Below are 19,130 nucleotides of genomic sequence, written 5' to 3' on the forward strand. Positions count from 1 at the left end.
GAGGAAGACAGTTGTCCATCGAGATCGCCAACGAGTCCGGTGTCGACGTCGACACCGACGCCGTGCTCGCCGTCGCCCGGCACGCCCTCGACGAGATGGGGGTCAACCCCCTCGCCGAGCTCTCCGTGCTGCTGGTCGACGTCGACTACATGACCGAGCTCAACCACCGCTGGATGGGTGGCGACGGGCCGACCGACGTGCTCGCCTTCCCCATGGACGAAGGCAGCGTCGACCACGGGCCGGGGGAGGCCACCGCCGCGGGCGGCGAGCCCGCCCTGCTCGGCGACATCGTGCTCTGCCCCGAGGTGGCGGCCAAGCAGGCGGCCACCGCCGGGCACTCCGCCGCCGACGAGCTGCACCTGCTCACCGTGCACGGCGTGCTGCACCTGCTCGGCTACGACCACGCCGAGCCGGAGGAGGAGCGGGAGATGTTCGCGCTCCAGGCCCGTCTGCTGGCGAGCTGGCGGTCGACCCGGTCCCGGTGATGTCCACACCGCTACTGGCGGCCGGCGCGACCGCCGGCCTGCCCGACGCGCAACTGATCGTCTTCGCGGCCGGCCTGGTGGTGCTCGCCGGCCTGATCGCGATGACCGAGGCCGCGCTGGCCGCGGTCTCCCCGGCCCGGGCCGCCGAGCTGGCCCGGGACGGCGCGCGCGGCGCGCGTACCCTCCAGGCCGTCGCCGGCGACGTGGTCCGCCATCTCAATCTGCTCCTGCTGCTGCGGCTGCTCGCCGAGCTGACCGCCACCACCCTGGTGGCCCTGGTCGCGGTGGACACCTTCGGGGCGGGCTGGCGGGCCGCGCTGATCACCGCCGGGGCGATGACCGTGGTCAGCTTCGTGGTGGTGGGCGTCGGTCCGCGCACCCTCGGCCGGCAGCACGCGTACGCGGTGGGGCGGGCGGTCGCGCCGCTGGTGCGCTGGCTCGGCCGGGCGCTCAACCCGCTCGCCTCGCTGCTGATCCTGATCGGCAACGCGGTGACGCCGGGGCGCGGCTTCCGGGAGGGGCCGTTCGCCACCCAGGTGGAGCTGCGCGAGCTGGTCGATCTGGCCGAGCAGCGCGGCGTGGTGGAGCACGGCGAACGCCAGATGATCCACTCGGTCTTCGCGCTCGGTGACACCATCGCCCGCGAGGTGATGGTGCCGCGTACGGAGATGGTGTGGATCGAGGGGACCAAGAACCTCTCCCAGGCGCTGGCGCTCTTCCTGCGTTCCGGGTTCTCCCGGATCCCGGTCATCGGCGAGAGCGTCGACGACGTGCTCGGCGTGCTCTACCTCAAGGACCTGATCCGGCGCACCCAGGGCGGCGCGCCGGAGGACCGGCGGCTGCCGGTGGCCGAGCTGATGCGCCCGGCCACCTTCGTGCCCGAGTCCAAGCCGGTCGACGACCTGCTGTCCGAGATGCAGGCCGCCCGCAACCACCTGGTGATCGTCGTCGACGAGTACGGCGGCACCGGCGGGCTGGTCACCATCGAGGACATCCTGGAGGAGATCGTCGGCGAGATCACCGACGAGTACGATGTCGAGCGCCCGCCGGTCGAACGCCTGGAGGACGGGGCGGTGCGGGTCACCGCCCGACTTCCGGTGGAGGACCTGGGCGAGCTGTTCGACACCGAACTGCCCACCGACGAGGTGGAGACGGTCGGCGGCCTGCTCGCCCAGTCACTCGGTCGGGTCCCGATCCCCGGGGCGCAGGCCGAGGTGGCCGGCCTCCGGCTGGTCGCCGAGGGCACCACCGGCCGGCGCAACCGGATCGACACGGTGCTGGTGCGCCGGATGGAGTCGACCGGCGAACCGGACGGCTCCGGCCGGGGCGAGCACCCCGAGTCCCGGGGCAACCACAACCGATCCGAGGAGAGGCAACCCGCCGATGCCTGAGTCATCCGCCGCGCCGGCCGCCCGGCCCACCCCGTCCGAGCCGGTCGAGCTGAGCGCCGAGGACGCCAAGCTGGTCGTGCTGGCCCGGGGCGCGCGGGGCCGGGTGGGCGCCGTGGAGGGCGCGGCGGTCCGCGACCAGGACGGCCGGACGTACGCGGCGGCCAGCGTCTCGCTGCCCTCGCTGACGATCACCGCGCTCCAGCTGGCGGTCGCCTCGGCGGCCGCGGCCGGCGCCACCCGGCTGGAGGCGGCCGTGGTGGTCACCGAGGCGTCGACGCTGGACGGCGCCGGGCACGCAGCGGTGCGGGACCTCTCCGCCGACGCGCCGGTCCACGTGGCCGCCCCGGACGGCAGCGTCCTCGGCACGGTGACCGCGTGACCCGGCGGATCGTCCAGCCCCACGGCGGAGCGCCGCGGATCGCTGCCGCATCGAGCGGGGCGACGGCGTGAGCGACCTGGCACAGCGCCCGTACCGGGCCGGGTTCGCCTGCTTCGTCGGCCGGCCGAACGCCGGCAAGTCGACGTTGACCAACGCGATCGTCGGGCAGAAGATCGCGATCACCTCGAACAAGCCGCAGACCACCCGGCACGTGATCCGGGCCGTGCTGCACCGGCCCGACTCGCAGCTCGTCCTGGTCGACACCCCCGGCCTGCACCGCCCCCGTACGCTGCTCGGCGAGCGCCTCAACGACCTGGTCCGGCAGACCTGGAGCGAGGTCGACGTGATCGGGCTGTGCATCCCGGCCGACGAGCCGGTCGGCCGGGGCGACCGGTTCATCACCGGCGAGCTGGCCGGGCTGAAGGCCACCGTGCTGGCCGTGGTGACCAAGACCGACCTGGTGGACCGCAAGCGACTCGCGGAGCAACTGCTCGCGGTCAGCGAGCTGGGCGAGTTCGCCGAGGTGGTGCCGGTCAGCGCGGTCTCCGGGCACCAGCTGGACACGCTGGTCGACGTGATGACCCGCTACCTGCCCGAGTCGCCCCAGCTCTACCCGGACGACATGCTCACCGACGACCCGGAGCAGGTGCTGGTCGCCGAGCTGATCCGGGAGGCCGCCCTGGAGGGCGTCCGCGACGAGCTGCCGCACTCCATCGCGGTGGTGGTCGAGGAGATGATCCCCGAGGGGCAGCTCACCAGGATCTACGCCGACGTCTACGTGGAGCGGCCCAGCCAGAAGGCGATCGTGATCGGCCACCGGGCCAGCCGGCTCAAGGAGGTCGGCACCACCGCCCGCCGGCAGATCGAGGAGCTGCTCGGCACCCGGGTCTACCTCGACCTGCACGTACGGGTGGCCAAGGACTGGCAGCGGGACCCGAAGCAGCTGCGCAAACTCGGCTTCTGAGCCCCCCGAGGTGGACGGCGGCGGCCAGGACGGACCGCCGCCGCGGCGGGCGCGGTGGCAGCTGCGGGGACGCGACCGTTCGGGATGATCGGTATCGGTCGGGCATATGGGGATGTTCACGTTCGATCGGGGCCTCTGTCGTTTGGCGGGCCGGCGGCGCAGGGTAGGGGAGGAAGATCCCCGTGTCCCCGGACCCCTGCAGGCTGATGCGAAACCGATACCTGGACCTGCTCCGCTTCCTGGCCATCGTTCGAGTGGTCGTCTACCACGTCACCGGGTGGGCCACCCTGACCCTGGTCTTCCCGGCGATGTCGGTGATGTTCGCGCTCGCCGGCTCGCTGATGGCCGCCTCGCTGCACCGCTGGGGTCCGACCGCCGTCGTCCGGCGGCTGCGTCGCCTGCTGCCGTCGCTCTGGGTGGTCGCCGCCGTCTTCGTACCGGCGATGCTGCTCACCGGGATGCCGCTGAGCCCGAAGGTGCTGCTCTGGCTCTTCCCGATCGCCGACCCGCCGGCGAACGACTGGGGCGCCCTGGCGCTGAGCGTGATCTGGTACCTGCGCGACTACCTCTGGTTCGTGCTCGCCTCGCCGGTCGCGCTCTGGCTGTTCCGGCGCGCCCCGGTGCCCACCCTGCTCGCCCCGTACGCCCTGCTCGCTTCGGTGGAGTTCGGCCTCTACCCGACGGCGCCGGTGGTGCTGCGCGAGTTCGGCCTCTACTTCGGCGCCTGGCTGCTCGGCTTCGCCCACCAGGCCGGGATGCTGCGCCGGCTGGCCAACCGGGTGCTGCTGCCGGTCGCCCTGGTCCTCGCCGCGGCCGGCGGCGCGTGGATCGTCACCCATCCGGGCCCGCGTGGCTTCGACCTCAACGACAACCACCTCGGCAACGCCCTCTGGTCGGCCGCCTTCGTGCTCGTCCTGCTGGGCCGGGGGCCGTCCGGCGCGGCCTGGTTGGGCCGGTTCCCCCGGTTCGACCGGCTGGTGACCGTGTTCAACCGGCGGGCGCTGACCGTGTACCTCTGGCACATGCCGTTCGTGGTCGCGCTCACCCCGCTGGTCGACGTGGTCGGCTGGTCGCACCAGGACCCGGTCGGCCTGGCCATCCGGGTCGCCCTGGTGTTCGCGCTGGTCGCGGTGGTCACCGCGCTGGTCGGCTGGGTCGAGGACGTGGCGGCCAACCGCCCGCCGGAACTGGTCCCCGGAGGCCGGCGACCGGTCGCGGCCCGGCCGGCCCCGGTCCGCTCCGGTCCGGGCCGCGGGCTGGCGGCCGGCGAGCCGGTGCCGTCCAGCCCGCCGCCCGCCGGGGCCGCGCACCTGCCCGAGCCGGGCCTGCCGGTCAGCGGCCGGGCCGCGGTGCCGGCGCCACGCGAGGCCGGCGAGCCGGAGACCGTGGAACTCAGCGCTGGGCGACCGTGATGTTGCCGCTGCCGGTGCCCACGTCGATGACCAGCCGCGCGCTCGGGTCGTCGGGCACGGCGACGTGCACGTCGCCCGAGCCGGCCCCGGAGCGGACCCGGTAGGGGCCGGGGGGCACGAGCAGGGTGACGTCGCCGCTGGAGGCGTGCGCCCGGGCCGAGGCGGCGGTGCTCAGCTCCAGGTTGACGTTGCCGGAGCTGGCCTCGGCGTCCACCTCGCCGCCGAGCCGACGGGCGGTGATGTCACCCGAGGAGGCGCGCAGGGTGACCGGGGCGGCCACGTCGTCGACGTCGATGTTGCCGGAGCCGGTCTCGGCGCGTACCGGGCCGCTGGCGTCGCTGACCCGGATGTTGCCCGAGCCGAGCCGGAACTCCACCGGGCCGACCCGGCTCAGGTCGACGTCGCCGGAGCCGGTCTCGCCCTGGACCGCGACCCCCTCCGGGGCGGTGATCTCGTAGGAGACGCTGCACCGGTTTCCGCAGTCGGCGTCCAGCACCAGCTCGGCGCCCTTGATCTCGTACCGGGCGTCGGGCTGGCCGCCCTGGTAGCGCACCACCCGCTTGATCCGTACCTCGCCGGCCGGGCCGCTGGCCCGGACCACCACGTCGCCGGAGCCGGGCAGCACCCGGATGGTGGTGATCCGCGCCGCCTCGGTGTTGTCGTAGTCGAGGCGCCGGAAGGAGAGGTTGTCGCACCCGGCGAGGACGATGAGGGTGGCGGCCGCGGCGACGGCGGCGGTGGTTCGGTGCAGTGCCATGGCGAGCACGCTACGGCGGATCCCCGGCGCCACACATCGGGGACAGCCGGCAGCGCACCCCGAACCGACCCTGATTTCGCACCCCGAGGGAGAATGACCGGATGGCCGGGTACCGCCGACAGCTCTACCGCGACGACGCGGTGGTCCTGCGCGTACAGAAGCTCGGCGAGTCCGACCGGATCATCACCCTGCTCACCCGCCGGCACGGCCGGTTGCGCGCGGTCGCCCGCGGCATCCGGCGCACCACCAGCAAGTTCGGCGCCCGGTTGGAACCGTTCGGGCACGTCGACCTCCAGCTCGCCGGTGACCCGAAGGGCAACCAGGGCAGTTCGCTGCACACCGTCAGCCAGGTCGAGGGGATCGACCTCTACGGCAAGCGGTTCCTGGGCGACTACCCGCGCTACACCGCGGCCAGCGCGATCGCCGAGACGGCCGAGCGACTCACCCCGGTGGAGCGGGAGCCCTCGCTGCGGCTGTTCCAGCTCACCCTCGGCGCGCTGCGCGCGCTGGCCGACGGCAGCCACGCCACCACCCTGGTGCTCGACGCCTACCTGCTGCGCGGGATGGCGCTGGCCGGCTGGGCGCCGGCGTTGACCGCCTGCGCGGTCTGCGGCACCCCGGGGCGGCACCGGGCCTTCTCCGTACCGGCCGGGGGCGCGGTCTGCCCGGACTGCCGGCCTCCCGGCGCCGCCCACCCCGCCCCGGCCACCATCGACCTGATGTCCGCGCTGACCAGCGGCGACTGGCGGGTCGCCGACGCCACCGAGACCGGCGTACGCCGGGAGTGCAGTGGCCTGGTCGCGGCGCACCTGCAGTGGCACCTGGAACGCGCGCTACGCTCGCTGCCGCTGGTCGACCGGGGTGCCCCGGCGTCCGGCGCGGAAGGCGCGAGCAGGGAGAAGAGCGAGTGATCCGATCCATGAGGGCTGGCCGGCGCGAGCCGGTGCCGCCGACACCGCACCCGTCCGGCGCCCGGCCGCCGGCGCTGCCCCCGGAGGCGGTGCCCCGGCACGTCGCCGTGGTGATGGACGGCAACGGTCGCTGGGCCAAGGAGCGCGGGCTGCCCCGCACCAAGGGCCACGAGGCGGGCGAATTCTCCCTCTTCGACACTATCGAGGGCGCCATCGAGCTGGGCATCCCCTACCTGTCGGCGTACGCCTTCTCGACCGAGAACTGGCGGCGCTCGCCGGAGGAGGTCCGCTTCCTGATGGGCTTCAACCGGGACGTCATCCGCCGCCGCCGCGACCAGCTGGTCGACCTCGGCGTCCGGGTGGTCTGGTCCGGCCGGGCCGGGCGGCTGTGGAAGAGCGTGATCTCGGAGCTGCAGACCGCCGAGGAGATGTCCCGCGGCAACTCCACCCTGACCCTGCAGTTCTGCGTCAACTACGGCGGGCAGGCCGAGATCGCCGACGCGGCCGCCGCGATCGCCCGGGACGCCGCGGCGGGCCGGCTCGACCCGGCGAAGGTCACCGAGAAGACGGTGGCGAAGTACCTCTACCACCCGGAGGTCCCCGAGGTGGACCTCTTCCTCCGCCCCTCCGGCGAGCAGCGGATCTCCAACTACCTGCTCTGGCAGACCGCGTACGCCGAGCTGGTCTTCCTCGACACGCTCTGGCCGGACTTCGACCGCCGGCACCTGTGGTACGCCTGCGAGCTGTACGCGCAGCGGGACCGGCGCTTCGGCGGCGCGTTGCCCAACCCGGTCGCCCCGCCCGCCTGACCCGCAGGTCCGCCCCCGGGGCAGGCTTACCTACCCGTCACGCTGGGTACCAATCCGGTCAGCAGCCACTGACGGAGGTGAACCCACATGATCCAGAAGCGCATTGCCCAGTGGGCGGTGATGGCGATCGCGGTGCCGCTGGCGGCGGCCGGCGTGCGTCGGCTGAGCCACACGCTGGAGGCCCGGCGCGGCCCGTCCGGGGTCACCCGCCTGCTCACCAAGGGCGCCGACCTGATCCGCCCGCAGAAGGCCAGGCGTCGGCGCTTCTTCTGACCCCTTGCGGGGCCGCGTCCGATGGTGCCGGCGCCGCTCGGCGCCGCCGCTTCGCGGCGCCGCTCCCGCCCCGGCCCGGCGGCCGATCGGGGAGTTCCTGGTGTTTGGCGACAGTCACCCGTCCGGGTGGATCGCCCACGCGGGACCGCCCGGTCGACCCCCGGGCCGGGGTTGGTGGTTTCCGGGGTGGGTGGGCATGGCGGTGCCTAGGATCGGAGCCGGGGGTACGCCCCGGACCGCGCCGAGCCTCGGGGGTGGGGATGCGGGATCTCCGGTACAAGATGATCATGGCGTTGAACGCCGCCGACCTCGGTGACCCGATCTGCGAGCAGGTGGCCGAGATCTGCGCCGAGATCGCCGAGCAGCACTGCGCCGAGTTCGGCCACACGCCCCGACTGCGCGCGGGCGAGATCGCCGAACTGGCCACCGGGGAGCCGGCTCTGACCTGGGCCCCCGCGCCCACCGACACCGGGCAGCGTGCCTGGTGACACTGCCCGTTCCGGGGGTGGACGTCCGGCGGGCCGACGACCGCTTCGCCACCCGGATCTCCTGGCTCGACTCGAAGCACTCCTTCTCGTTCTCCCGGCACTACGACCCGGCCAACACCCACCACGGCCTGCTGCTGGTCAACAACGACGACGTGGTCCGGCCGGGCACCGGCTTCGAGACCCACCCGCACCAGGACATGGAGATCGTCACCTGGGTGCTGCGCGGGTCGCTGGTGCACCAGGACTCCACCGGGCACTCCGGGGTGATCTATCCCGGGCTGGCCCAACGGATGAGCGCCGGCACCGGGATCCTGCACTCGGAGAAGAACGACTCCTGGCGGCTCGACGGCCGCGACCCGCACACCGACCCGGTCCACTTCGTACAGATGTGGGTGCTGCCCGACACCGAGGGCGTCGACCCCGGCTACGAGCAGCTGGAGATCGACGACCAGTTGCTGCGCGGCGGCCTGGTGCCGGTGGCCTCCGGCATGGACCGGTACGACGGGGCGTCGGCGATCCGGATCCGCAACCGGTACGCGACCCTGCATGCCGCGCGGCTCCAGCCGGGCGACGAGGTGATCCTGCCGGACGCGCCCTTCGTGCACCTCTACGTGCCGGCCGGCGCGGTCACCCTGGAGGGCAGCGGCCCGCTCGGCACCGGCGACGCCGCCCGGCTCACCGGCACCGGCGGCCAGCGGGTCACCGCCGCCGACCCCGCCGAGATCCTGGTCTGGGAGATGCACGCCACCATCGCCTGACCGCAGCGACCCCGACCACGCTCGTTCACTGAAAGAGTGGCTGTTCCGCGTCGGACAGCCACTTTTTCGTGAACGAGGCCGAAGCCGTGCGGGGCGGGGCGGGGCCGCCGCGCGGGGCGGGGCGGTCAGGCCTCCAGTTCGGAGCGGTCGCCGGCCCAGCGGGTGTGGAAGGTGCCGTCGCGGTCGACGCGGTGGTAGGTGTGCGCCCCGAAGTTGTCCCGCAGGCCCTGGATCAGCGCGGCGGGCAGCCGCTCGGCGCGCAGCGCGTCGAAGTACGCCAGCGAGGAGGCGAACGCCGGCGCCGGCACCCCGGCCCGGGCCGCCTCGGCCACCACCCGCCGCCAGCTCGGCACGCCGTCGTTGACGGTGTCCGCGAACCAGGGCGCGACCAGCAGCGTGGGCAGGTCCGGCTGCTCGTCGTACGCCTGCCGGATGCGGTCCAGGAAGCGGGCCCGGATGATGCAGCCGCCCCGCCAGATGGTCGCCGTCCCGCCCAGGTCGATGTCCCAGTCGTACTCCCGGCTGCCGGCGCGGATCTGGTCGAAGCCCTGCGCGTACGCGACGATCTTGCTGGCCAGTAGCGCCCGCCGGACGTCCTCGACGAACGCGTCCCGGTCGGTGACCTGCCACTTCTTCTCGCCGGCGTCCGGGAACGCCCGGCGGGCCGCCGCCCGCTGGTCGGCGTGCCCGGACAGCGACCGGGCGAAGGTCGCCTCGGCGATGCCGGTGATCGGGATGCCCAGGTCGAGGGCGCTCTGCACGGTCCACCGGCCGGTGCCCTTCTGCTCGGCCCGGTCCAGCACGATGTCGACGAAGGCCCGCCCGGTGGCCGCGTCCCGGTGCCCCAGCACGTCGGCGGTGATCTCGATGAGGAACGACTCCAACTCGCCGGCGTTCCACTCACGGAAGATCTCCGCGAGCTCCGCCGGCTCCGCGCCCAGCCCGGCCCGCAGCAGGTCGTACGCCTCGGCGATGAGCTGCATGTCGGCGTACTCGATGCCGTTGTGCACCATCTTCACGAAGTGCCCGGCGCCGTCCGGGCCGATGTGCCGGCAGCACGGCACCCCGTCCACCTGGGCCGCGATCTTCTCGAAGATCGGCCCGAGCTTCCGGTAGGACTCGGCGGAGCCGCCGGGCATGATGCTCGGCCCACGCAGCGCGCCCTCCTCACCGCCGGAAACGCCGGTGCCGACGAAGTGCAGCCCGTGGCCGCGCAACGCCTCCTCCCGGCGCCGGGTGTCGGCGAAGTGCGCGTTGCCGCAGTCCACCACGATGTCGCCGGCGTCCAGCAGCGGGATCAACTCGTCGATCACCGCGTCGGTGGGGCCGCCCGCCTTGACCATGACGATCACCGCCCGGGGACGCTCCAGCGCGGCGACGAAGTCGGCCATCGACTCGGCCGGCACGAACGTGCCCTCGTCGCCGTGTTCCGCGACCAGGCTGCGGGTGCGCTCCGGCGAGCGGTTGTGCAGCGCCACGGTGAAGCCGTTGCGGGCCAGATTGCGGGCCAGGTTCCGGCCCATCACCGCCAGCCCGGTCACCCCGATCTGTGCCGTCGCCTGCTCGGCCATCCGTCCGCCACCTTCCGCCGTCGACACCTGCCGCTGCGACCGTATCGCGGCCCCGACGGCCGGCGCGCCGAACATCGACACGGGGTGACCGCGGCGTAGCGGCGCGTCGGGTTCGACCGTGGTCGGTAATTCGGCTGCGCGGGTCCGGGTGGGGCGGTACCGTGTGGCCATGCGCAAGTGACGCCCCACCTCCGAGCCGGCCCGCCGCCCTTGCCGCGGGTCCGCGTGCTCCCGGGCGTCCGCATTCCCACCTGCCGCAGCGGCGGTGGTGTCCTCCGTGGTCGGTACCGGCGAGCAGTCCCGAATCCGTACGACCGTCGCCCGACGGTCACCTGACGAGCCGGATCGTCCGCCCGCCCGCGTCCAGCGCCGGCCGGAACGGTCCGCAGACAAGGAGGCACCGGATGCCCGCCAAGCGCAATCCGAAGAAGACCCGCAGCGACCTGCCCACGCCCTCGGCCGCGGACCTGACGCCGGTCAACCTCGACCAGGTTGCCGTCGCGCCGGTGTCGCCGGCCGGTCCGGTGCTGCCGGCCGCCCGGCCCACCGCCCCGAAGGCCGGTCCGCCGGTCGGCGGCGGCAAGGCGGGCGGCCGCACCCAGCGGGCCGGGCAGACCCGCCGGTACGCCTTCCGGCGCAGCTGACCGGCGGCCCGGGGTGGAGGTGCCGCCGCCCACCGGCGGTGGCCCCTCCACCCCGGCGTGGCCGCTCAGCCGATCAGCGGGCGGAACGTGCCGAGCAGCACGCTGACCGTCAGGGCCGCGCCGGCCACCGCCGCCGCCCCGGCGATCAGCAGGCCGTCGGCGGCGCCGAACCGCTGCCGGCGGGCGACCGTGCGGGGGGTGCCCGCGTCGAAGCCCCGGGCGTCCATCGCCACCGCCAGCCGGGTGCCCCGCCGGATCGCCCCGACCAGCAGCGCGAACGCGGTCGAGACGAAGAGCCGCAGCTTGGCCAGCGGGTTCCGACCGGCGTCGACCCCGCGGGCCCGGCGGGCCAGGCTGATCATCTGCCACTCCTGACCGAGCAGCGGCACCAGCCGGAACGCGGCCAGCGCTCCGATGGCGAACCGGGCCGGCGCCTTCGCGTTCTGGATCAGCGCGTCGGCCAGGTCGGTCGGGTCGGTGGTGGCGAAGACGATCACACCCGGCAGCGCCACCGCGAACATCCGCAGCACCAGGCCGAGCGCGGTGAGCAGCACCCCGGAGGTGACCACCACCGGGCCGGCCTCGACCAGCACCCGGCCGGACCGCTCGGCGGCGAAGAGCACCAGGGTGACCAGGATTCCGACCGCGCCCAGCAGCAGTGGCCAGGCCCGCCGGGCCAGCACCCGGAACCGGACCCCGAACAGCGGCAGCACGGCCAGTTCGACGGCGACCGCGATGGCCGGCGCCACCGGGTCCAGGGTGGCGATCATGATGAACGAGAAGACCAGGGCCGCGGCCAGCTTGGCCACCGGGTTGCGCCGGGCCAGCGGGGCGTCCGGCGCGGCGACCGGCTCCAGCGTGATCACGGGCGGTCCAGGGTGCGGGGCCGGTCGGGCCGGAGGTGCGGTGTGGGGACGGGGTGTGAGCTGGTCATGCGCGACCCAGGGTGAGGGTGCGGTCGGCCAGTGCGGCGACGAACTCCGGGTCGTGGGTCACGGTGACCACGCCGTGCCCGCCGTCGCGCTGCTCGGCGAAGAGGTCCACCAGCTCCAGCCAGGTCCGCCGGTCCTGGCCGAAGGTGGGTTCGTCGCAGATCAGCAGCCGGGGCGCGGTGGCCAGGGCGGTCGCGACGCTCAGCCGCCGCGCCTCGCCGCCGGAGAGGGTGTACGGGTTGGCGGCGGCCAGCCGTTCCAGCCGGAGCCGAGCCAGCAGCGCGTCCACGGTGGCGCGTATCGCGGGCTCGGGCGAACCGGTGCGGCGCGGCCCCAGCGCCAACTCGTCGAAGACCGTGCCGGTGACGAACTGGTGCTCGGGATCCTGGAAGACCGAGCCGATCCGCCGGGCCAGCGCCGGGGCGCGCCACCGGTGCGGGGGAGTGCGGGCGTCCGGGCCGGCCAGCGCCGGGCTCGCGGTCACCGTGCCGGCTCCGGGCCGGAGCAGCCCGCCGAGCAGCAGGGCCAGGGTCGACTTGCCGGCCCCGTTCGGGCCCAGCACGGCGAGCGCCTCGCCGGCGCGTACCCCGAGGTCGGTGGGGGCCAGCCGGGGCGGCAGGCCGAGCCGGTCGGCGGTGAGCAGCAGGTCGCCGGCCGGGGCGACGGCCCGGCGCGGCGGCACCGGACGGCCCGGCACCCAGACCCCCTCGGCGGCGAGCGCGTCGCCGTGCGCGCCGAACACCGCCTCCGGGGTGCCGTCGGCGCGGACGCCGCCGCCGGGTTCCAGCACCACCACCCGGTCGACCAGCGGCAACGCGTCGGCGACCCGGTGTTCCACCAGGATCAGCGTGGTGTCCGCGTCCAGCGCCCCGGCGACCGCGTCCCGGACCAGCGCGGCGCCGGCCGGGTCGAGGTTGGCGGTGGGTTCGTCGAGCAGCAGCAGGCCCGGGCGTAGGGCGAGCACCCCGGCCAGGGCCAGGCGCTGCTGCTCGCCGCCGGAGAGCGCGGCGGTGGGCCGGTCCCGGTGGTACGGGAAGCCGACCCGGCGCAGCGCCTCGTCCACCCGGGGCCAGATCTCCCCGGCGGGCACCCCCCGGTTCTCCAGCCCGAACGCGACGTCGTCGCCGCTGCGGGCCATCACCAGTTGGCTCTCCGGGTCCTGGAAGACGATGCCGACCCGTTCCCGGCCCTTGCGCGGGTCGAGCCCGTCGATCTCGACGGTGCCCTCCTGCTCGCCGGAGTCCTCGGGCAGCAGGCCGGCCAGCGCGGCGAGCAGGGTGCTCTTGCCGGCCCCCGAAGGCCCGAGCAGCAGCACCCGCTCTCCGCTCTCCACCCGCAGGTCCACCCCCCGCACCGCCCAAGCGCGCCGCCCCGCATGCCGCCACCCAAACCCCCGCACCAGTACGGAACTCACGCTCCCACCCCCGCCCGGGCAGGGTTGATCATGAAGTTGTTGCCGCGACACGCCGGTGCGGAGGGCAACAACTTCATGATCGACGAGGTGGGGCGGGGGCGGGGCATGGGCGGGTCAGACCAGGGTGCGGTCGCGGGCGGCGGGGAAGCGGTCCAGGGCGCCGGTGCCGGCCAGGGCCCGGGTCAGGTACCAGCCGCCGACGCCGGCGATGATCGCGGCGCTGACCACGGTCAGCAGCGCGTACGGGATCCGGTAGCTGCCCAGCGCGTAGTCGACGTTCCAGACGAAGAAGTCGAACAGCGCCGCGCCGAGGCCGGTCAGCGTGCCGGCGAGCAGCGCGGTCGGCAGCCGGAACGAGCGGTACCGGAAGGCGGCGAAGGCCAACTCGGCGCCGAGACCCTGGATCAGACCCTGGACGATGGTGATCCCGCCCCACTCGGAGCCGAGCAGCGCGGAGATCGTCGCGGCGACCGCCTCGCAGAACAGCGCCGCGCCGGGCTTGCGGATGATCAGGCCGCCGAGCACCGCCGGCACCAGCCAGACGCCGTACATGACCGCCTGGCCGGCCGGGAAGAACGCGAACGCCGGGTCGACGGCCCGCCAGAGCAGGCCCCAGGCCCAGAAGATGACGCCGAAGGCCACCGCGATCACCGCGGCCACGACGATGTCGATGGTGCGCCACCGGTTGGTGGCGGGGTGTTGTTTCATGAGTGCTCCCAGTCCTGACTACGAACCAGGAGAAGACGCACGCCGCGCCCGGTGCCCCGGACGGCGGCGCGGCTGGAGGTCGACCGAACTCCCTGCGCTGGCATTACCCAGATCAGGTTCGAGGGTCTGCGGGTGGTGCCCGCACTCTCAGCGCTGTGCGCTCCCCTGTCGGATGTGAAGTTGTCCCGGCAGACGCTAGCACCGCCGGCAGCGCCGAGACGAGCCGCCCGCGCCGGCCTGGGTAGGCTGCCGATCATGCGCATCGACGCCCGAGGGTTGCGGTTCGAGGTACGCGTCGGCGGCCCGGAGGGCGGCGACCCCGCGCTCCTGCTGCACGGCTTCCCCCAGCACGGTGGGGAGTGGGACGACGTGGTCCCGACGTTGCACGCCGCCGGACTGCGCACGTACGCGCCGGACCAGCGCGGCTACTCGCCCGGCGCGCGGCCGGAGGCGGTCGAGGCGTACCGGATGGACGAACTGGTCGCCGACGCGCTGGCCGTGCTGGACGCCCTTGGCGCGTCGACCGCGCACGTGGTCGGCCACGACTGGGGTGCGCTGGTCGGCTGGGAACTGGCCGTCCGGCACCCGGAGCGGGTGCGCACGCTGACCGCGGTCTCCGTGCCGCACCCGGCCGCCATGGCGTACGCGCTGGCGAACGACCCGCAGCAGAAGGTGCGCTCGGCGTACATCGTGCTGTTCCGGCAGCCCGGCAAGGCCGAGAAGGTGCTGCTGGGGTTGAACGCCACGGCGCTGCGCCGGATGCTCGCCGGGGTTGGCGACGCCGACCGGGTGGCGGCGTACGCCGAGCCGATGCGCGAGCCGGGCGCGCTGACCGCCGCGCTGAACTGGTACCGGGCGATGCCGTCGCGGACGGAGCTGGCCGCCACCGGCCCGGTGACCGTGCCGACCACGTTCGTCTGGAGCGACCAGGACGTGGCGATCGGCCGGACCGCCGCCGAGGCGTGCGCCGAGCGGGTGACCGGGGACTACCGCTTCGTGGAACTGCCCGGGGTGAGCCACTGGATCCCGGACGAGGCGCCGGCGCCGCTGGCCGAGGCGATCCTGGCCCGGGTACGCGGACTGGCCTGACGGCCGACGCGAGGTGCAGGCAGTGATGGACGGAGGAAGCATGACGGTGAGTGCCGAGGACTACCTGGCCGTGGTGACCGAGACGATGGGCCGGGTCGCCGCCAGCCAGCGCGAGGCGGTCGGACGGGCGGCCGACCTGATCGCCGACGCGGTGCGCGCGGACGGGGTGGTGCACGCCTTCGGCACCGGGCACTCGGAGGCGCTGGCGATGGAGATCGCCGGCCGGGCCGGCGGCCTGGTGCCGACCAACCGGATCGCCCTGCGCGACCTGGTGCTGCTCGGCGGCGAGCCGGTCGACCTGCTCGGCCCGACCCTGGAGCGGGACCCGTCGGTGGCGCACAAGCTCTACGACCTCGCCCCGGTCCGTCCCGGCGACGTCTTCGTGCTGGCCTCCAACTCCGGCGTCAACGGCGCGATGGTGGAGTTCGCGTCCCTGGTCAAGGAGAAGGGGCACGCCCTGGTGGCGATCACCTCGGCGCAGCACTCGGCCCGGATGACCTCGCGGCACCCGTCCGGTCGCAAGCTCGCCGACTACGCCGACGTGGTGCTGGACAACGGCGCCCCGTACGGCGACGCCACCCTGCCGCTGCCCGGCGGCGGCGCGGTCGGCGCGGTCTCGTCGATCACCGCGGCGCTGCTGGCCCAGCAGATCACGGTCGAGGTGGTGGCCCGGTTGCTGGCGGCGGGGGAGCGCCCGCCGGTCTACCTGTCGGCCAACATCGCCGGCGGCGACGAGCACAACCACGAGTTGGAGGCCCGGTACGCCGGCCGGATCCGGCGCGGGGCCTGAGCCACGGGGCCTGCGCCGCGGAGCGTCGAGCCCCGGGATGCCGAGGTCGCGGTACCGCCGGGCCCGGGTCGTGAGCCGGTTTCGTGACGAGCGCGGTGGGGCATCAGCGTTGCTGCCGGCGGGGTGGCCCCCGCCGGCAGTAACGTCTCACCGGAGGTGGCCCCCGTGTCGAAGGAAACCGAGCGGCAGCGCTGGCAGCGCAACTTCGCCGACCTGCTGCAGGAGTTGCGGGTCGCCCAGACCGGTGTGCAGATCCTCTTCGCCTTCCTGCTCACCCTGCCGTTCAGCAACGGGTTCACCAGCACCAGCGGCTTCCAGAAGGACGTCTACATCGTCGCGTTGCTGGCGGCGGCGGCCGCCACCGCGATGATCATCTCGCCGGTGGCGTTCCACCGGGCGCTGTTCCGTCAGGGGCGCAAGCCGGAGCTGGTCCGCTTCGCCCACAAGATGGCCAGCGCCGGTCTCGCCTTCATGCTGATCTCGATGGTCAGCGCGGTGCTGCTGATCACCGACTTCGTGCTGGACCGGAGCGTCGCCCTGGTGCTCAGCGGCGCCGCCGGCCTGTGGTTCCTCACCTTCTGGGTGATCCTGCCGTTCGCCCGACGCAACTGGGGCGAGGACGACATCGACGACGAGGACGACGACCCGCGAAGCATCCCCGGCGACTGAGCGCGTACCCCGGCCACTGGGCCGCGTCGAGAAAACTCGATCTTTACCGAACGCTACCCCTGGGTAACACCCGGGGGTAGCGTTGCGTGTGTCGAGCACGTTGACGCAGCCGGACCGAGGTTCGAGGGGGCAACCGTGACCACGACGCAGAACAGCCGCTCCGCGCCCGACGGCGCGGGCTCCGACCAGCCCACCCCCGCCGACGGCGTGACCGCGCCCGGCGTCGCCGGGCCGTTGCCGACCGAGGCGGGCCAGGTCTCCGAAAAGGAGGCCCGCCAGGTCGCCGAGGCCGCCCGGGAGTCCACCTGGGACCGTCCCAGCTTCGGCAAGGAACTCTTCCTCGGCCGGTTCCGGCTGGACCTGATCAACCCCTGGCCCCGCTCGGATCCGGCGGACGACGCGCGGGCCGACGAGTTCCTCGGCCAGCTCCGCGAGTTCCTCACCACCGAGGTGGACGGCGCCGCGATCGAGCGCGACGCGTCCATCCCGGACGAGGTCTTCCACGGGCTGGCCCGGCTGGGCGCCTTCGGCATGAAGATCGACCGGTCGTACGGCGGGCTGGGGCTGAGCAACCTGCACTACTGCCGGGCCCTGATGCTGGCCGGCTCGGTGAGCCCGGCGATCGGGGCGCTGCTCTCGGCGCACCAGTCCATCGGGGTGCCGCAGCCGCTGAAGATGTTCGGCACCGCCGAGCAGAAGCAGCGCTTCCTGCCCCGGCTCGCCGCCGGCGAGGTCTCCGCGTTCCTGCTCACCGAGCCGGACGTCGGCTCCGACCCGGCCCGGCTGGCCACCACCGCCGAGCCCACCGAGGACGGCACCGGCTACCGGCTCAACGGCGTGAAGCTGTGGGCCACCAACGGCACGGTCGCCACCCTGCTCGTGGTGATGGCCCGGGTGCCGGCGGCCGAGGGGCGGCGCGGCGGCATCACCGCCTTCGTGGTGGAGGGGGACGCCGAGGGCATCACCATCGAACGGCGCAACGCCTTCCTCGGCCTGCGCGGCCTGGAGAACAGCGTCACCCGGTTCCACGACGTCTTCGTGCCGAAGGAGAACGTGATCGGCGGCGAGGGCAAGGGCTTGAAGATCGCCCTGACCACCCTGAACACCGGTCGGCTGTCGCTGCCCGCGATGTGCGTCGGTGCCGGCAAGTGGGCGCTGCACGTGGCCCGGGGCTGGGCCGCCGAGCGGGTGCAGTGGGGCCGGCCGGTCGGCGAGCACGAGGCGGTCGCGCAGAAGCTCTCCTTCATGGCCGCCACCACGTACGGCATGGAGACCATGCTGGACCTGTGCTGCCTGCTGGCCGACGACGACCGTAACGACATCCGGATCGAGGCGGCGCTGGTCAAGCTCTACGCCAGCGAGATGGCCTGGCGGATCGCCGACGACCTGATCCAGATCCGAGGTGGGCGCGGCTACGAGACGGCCGAGTCGCTGGCCGCCCGGGGCGAGCGGCCGGCCGCGGTCGAACAACTGCTGCGTGACCTGCGGATCAACCGGATCTTCGAGGGTTCCACCGAGATCATGCACCTGTTGATCGCCCGGGAGGCGGTCGACGCGCACCTCTCCGTCGCCGGAGACATCATCGACCCGGACGCCGGGCTCGGCCGCAAGGCGCGGGCGGGCGCGCGGGCCGGGGCCTTCTACGCGAAGTGGCTGCCCACCCTCGCCGTCGGCCGGGGCCAGACCCCCGGGGCGTACGCCGAGTTCGGGCCGCTCGCCAAGCACCTGCGGCAGGTGGAACGCTACTCGCGCAAGCTGGCCCGCTCGACGTTCTACGCGATGTCCCGCTGGCAGGGTCGGATGGAACGCAAGCAGGCGTTCCTCGGCCGGGTGGTGGACATCGGCGCCGAACTGTTCGCGATGTCCGCGGTCTGCGTCCGGGCGTACGCCGAACGGGACGCCCGGCCGGAGAACGTGGAGCTGGCGGACCTGTTCTGCCGGCAGGCCCGGGTCCGCGTCGACGCGCTCTTCACCGCGCTGTGGGACAACACCGACTCGGTCGACGTTGCCGCGGCGAAGCGGATCCTCGACGGCCGCTACGCCGACCTGGAGTCCGGCGTCATCACCCCGGCCGACGACCTGCCCTGGGTGGCCCGCTGGTCGCCCGGACCGTCCACCGCCACCGACGTCCGCCGCCGCATCCCGCCACCGCGCTGAGGCCGGCTGACCGTCCCGCCCCGGCCCGCGCCCCGGCCGCCCGCGTCGGGCGCCGGCTCGGTCGGGTCGGGGGCGTGGCTCGGTTGTCGGCGTCGGGGCGCGCGGCTCGGCCGTCGGCGTCGGGGCATGTGCCTTGGCCGTCGGCGTCGGGCGCGCGCCTCGACTGACCGTGTCGGGGTTCGAGAGTCGGTCCTCGGTGCTGTGGCCTGCTGGCGCCTCCTCGGCCAGGCGGGCCGTGACCCGCTGGCGGGCGACGACTCCTCGGGCGTGTCGCCACTGCCAGGGAGTACCACCACGGAGCTTGATACCTCTGAGTCATTTTGATGACTCACAGGTATCAACCTCCATCGCGAGAATGCCGCTGGCCGCTGGCCGCTGGCCGCTGGCCGCTGGCCGCTGGCCGCTGGCCGCTGGCCGCTGGCCGCCGGTCGCCGGTCGCCGGTCGCCGGCTGGTGCCGCTGAGGCCAGCCGCTGACTGGTGCCGCGGCTTTCGGCTGGTGGCTATTCGATCGTGACCGAAGCTCCGACT

The 19,130-nt window shown here is 74.0% G+C and carries 20 protein-coding genes and 1 riboswitch; of the genes, 15 read left to right on the forward strand and 5 right to left on the reverse strand.

Translation table 11 applies throughout. The annotated features are described in order from the left end of the window. Positions 1–11: 11 nt before the first annotated feature. From ybeY to GA0070609_RS03320, 5 genes are all read left to right on the forward strand, one after another. Complete coding sequence (gene ybeY, locus GA0070609_RS03300) at positions 12–485, forward strand: rRNA maturation RNase YbeY (RefSeq protein ID WP_088992429.1); 474 nt, start codon at positions 12–14, stop codon at positions 483–485. After that, on the forward strand, positions 461–1,876 hold the full coding sequence (locus GA0070609_RS03305; RefSeq protein WP_088992430.1) for a hemolysin family protein: 1,416 nt from the start codon (positions 461–463) through the stop codon (positions 1,874–1,876). The genes ybeY and GA0070609_RS03305 overlap by 25 nt, the downstream gene beginning before the upstream one ends. Beyond that, complete coding sequence (locus tag GA0070609_RS03310) at positions 1,869–2,255, forward strand: cytidine deaminase (RefSeq protein ID WP_088992431.1); 387 nt, start codon at positions 1,869–1,871, stop codon at positions 2,253–2,255. The genes GA0070609_RS03305 and GA0070609_RS03310 overlap by 8 nt, the downstream gene beginning before the upstream one ends. A 67-nt stretch (positions 2,256–2,322) precedes the next feature. Continuing rightward, positions 2,323–3,219 carry a GTPase Era gene (gene era, locus GA0070609_RS03315; RefSeq protein ID WP_088992432.1) on the forward strand — a complete coding sequence of 299 codons (897 nt, stop codon included), beginning with the start codon at positions 2,323–2,325 and terminating at the stop codon, positions 3,217–3,219. A gap of 206 nt (positions 3,220–3,425) precedes the next feature. Beyond that, the gene (locus tag GA0070609_RS03320) at positions 3,426–4,631 is read left to right on the forward strand and encodes an acyltransferase family protein (protein ID WP_088992433.1); all 1,206 of its coding nucleotides are present in this window, start codon (positions 3,426–3,428) and stop codon (positions 4,629–4,631) included. On the opposite strand, the gene GA0070609_RS03325 is transcribed toward GA0070609_RS03320, so the two are convergent. After that, positions 4,612–5,388, reverse strand: a complete 777-nt coding sequence (locus GA0070609_RS03325) for a DUF4097 family beta strand repeat-containing protein (RefSeq protein ID WP_088997458.1) — start codon at positions 5,386–5,388, stop codon at positions 4,612–4,614. The genes GA0070609_RS03320 and GA0070609_RS03325 overlap by 20 nt on opposite strands. 101 nt (positions 5,389–5,489) lie before the next feature. Between GA0070609_RS03325 and recO the strand changes: the two genes are divergently transcribed. The 5 genes from recO (at position 5,490) to GA0070609_RS03350 (ending at position 8,627) form a co-directional block, all read left to right on the forward strand. Then, positions 5,490–6,299, forward strand: a complete 810-nt coding sequence (recO, locus tag GA0070609_RS03330; protein ID WP_088992434.1) for a DNA repair protein RecO — start codon at positions 5,490–5,492, stop codon at positions 6,297–6,299. 8 nt (positions 6,300–6,307) lie between these two features. Then, positions 6,308–7,108: an isoprenyl transferase gene (locus GA0070609_RS03335; protein WP_088992435.1), complete on the forward strand. Its 801-nt coding sequence runs from the start codon at positions 6,308–6,310 to the stop codon at positions 7,106–7,108. A gap of 87 nt (positions 7,109–7,195) precedes the next feature. Next, positions 7,196–7,381, forward strand: a complete 186-nt coding sequence (locus GA0070609_RS03340; protein WP_088992436.1) for a hypothetical protein — start codon at positions 7,196–7,198, stop codon at positions 7,379–7,381. A gap of 260 nt (positions 7,382–7,641) precedes the next feature. Next, positions 7,642–7,869 (forward strand): thioredoxin reductase, encoded by a 228-nt coding sequence (locus GA0070609_RS03345; RefSeq protein WP_088992437.1) that lies wholly within the window; start codon positions 7,642–7,644, stop codon positions 7,867–7,869. Then, positions 7,866–8,627 (forward strand): pirin family protein, encoded by a 762-nt coding sequence (locus GA0070609_RS03350; protein WP_088992438.1) that lies wholly within the window; start codon positions 7,866–7,868, stop codon positions 8,625–8,627. The genes GA0070609_RS03345 and GA0070609_RS03350 overlap by 4 nt, the downstream gene beginning before the upstream one ends. A gap of 125 nt (positions 8,628–8,752) precedes the next feature. On the opposite strand, the gene gndA is transcribed toward GA0070609_RS03350, so the two are convergent. Next, positions 8,753–10,198, reverse strand: coding sequence for an NADP-dependent phosphogluconate dehydrogenase (gene gndA / locus GA0070609_RS03355; RefSeq protein WP_088997459.1), 1,446 nt, complete (start codon positions 10,196–10,198; stop codon positions 8,753–8,755). A gap of 404 nt (positions 10,199–10,602) precedes the next feature. Here gndA and GA0070609_RS03360 point away from each other — a divergent pair, with 404 nt between their 5' ends. Beyond that, positions 10,603–10,842 (forward strand): hypothetical protein, encoded by a 240-nt coding sequence (locus GA0070609_RS03360; protein ID WP_088992439.1) that lies wholly within the window; start codon positions 10,603–10,605, stop codon positions 10,840–10,842. A 65-nt stretch (positions 10,843–10,907) separates the two neighbouring features. On the opposite strand, the gene GA0070609_RS03365 is transcribed toward GA0070609_RS03360, so the two are convergent. The 3 genes from GA0070609_RS03365 to GA0070609_RS03375 form a co-directional block, all read right to left on the reverse strand. After that, on the reverse strand, positions 10,908–11,708 hold the full coding sequence (locus GA0070609_RS03365) for an energy-coupling factor transporter transmembrane component T family protein (protein ID WP_088992440.1): 801 nt from the start codon (positions 11,706–11,708) through the stop codon (positions 10,908–10,910). Positions 11,709–11,772: 64 nt separating this feature from the next. Further along, a complete protein-coding gene (locus GA0070609_RS03370; protein ID WP_088992441.1) occupies positions 11,773–13,188 on the reverse strand; it encodes an ABC transporter ATP-binding protein in 1,416 nt (471 codons plus the stop codon). Between the two features lie 114 nt (positions 13,189–13,302). After that, on the reverse strand, positions 13,303–13,896 hold the full coding sequence (locus GA0070609_RS03375; protein ID WP_088992442.1) for an ECF transporter S component: 594 nt from the start codon (positions 13,894–13,896) through the stop codon (positions 13,303–13,305). Between the two features lie 71 nt (positions 13,897–13,967). Further along, positions 13,968–14,073, reverse strand: a riboswitch (TPP riboswitch). A gap of 78 nt (positions 14,074–14,151) precedes the next feature. Between GA0070609_RS03375 and GA0070609_RS03380 the strand changes: the two genes are divergently transcribed. The 4 genes from GA0070609_RS03380 to GA0070609_RS03395 all read left to right on the forward strand — a co-directional run bounded on the left by GA0070609_RS03380 (position 14,152) and on the right by GA0070609_RS03395 (position 18,601). After that, entirely contained in the window at positions 14,152–14,985 is an 834-nt protein-coding gene (locus GA0070609_RS03380; protein ID WP_088992443.1) for an alpha/beta fold hydrolase, read from the forward strand. 40 nt (positions 14,986–15,025) lie between these two features. Beyond that, positions 15,026–15,775, forward strand: coding sequence for a sugar isomerase domain-containing protein (locus GA0070609_RS03385; RefSeq protein WP_088992444.1), 750 nt, complete (start codon positions 15,026–15,028; stop codon positions 15,773–15,775). A gap of 165 nt (positions 15,776–15,940) precedes the next feature. After that, positions 15,941–16,444, forward strand: coding sequence for a DUF6328 family protein (locus tag GA0070609_RS03390; RefSeq protein ID WP_088997460.1), 504 nt, complete (start codon positions 15,941–15,943; stop codon positions 16,442–16,444). 135 nt (positions 16,445–16,579) lie between these two features. Next, the gene (locus GA0070609_RS03395) at positions 16,580–18,601 is read left to right on the forward strand and encodes an acyl-CoA dehydrogenase family protein (protein ID WP_088992445.1); all 2,022 of its coding nucleotides are present in this window, start codon (positions 16,580–16,582) and stop codon (positions 18,599–18,601) included. Positions 18,602–19,130: the final 529 nt, after the last annotated feature.

Origin of the sequence: Micromonospora echinaurantiaca (assembly GCF_900090235.1) — a bacterium.
Classification (GTDB): domain Bacteria; phylum Actinomycetota; class Actinomycetes; order Mycobacteriales; family Micromonosporaceae; genus Micromonospora; species Micromonospora echinaurantiaca.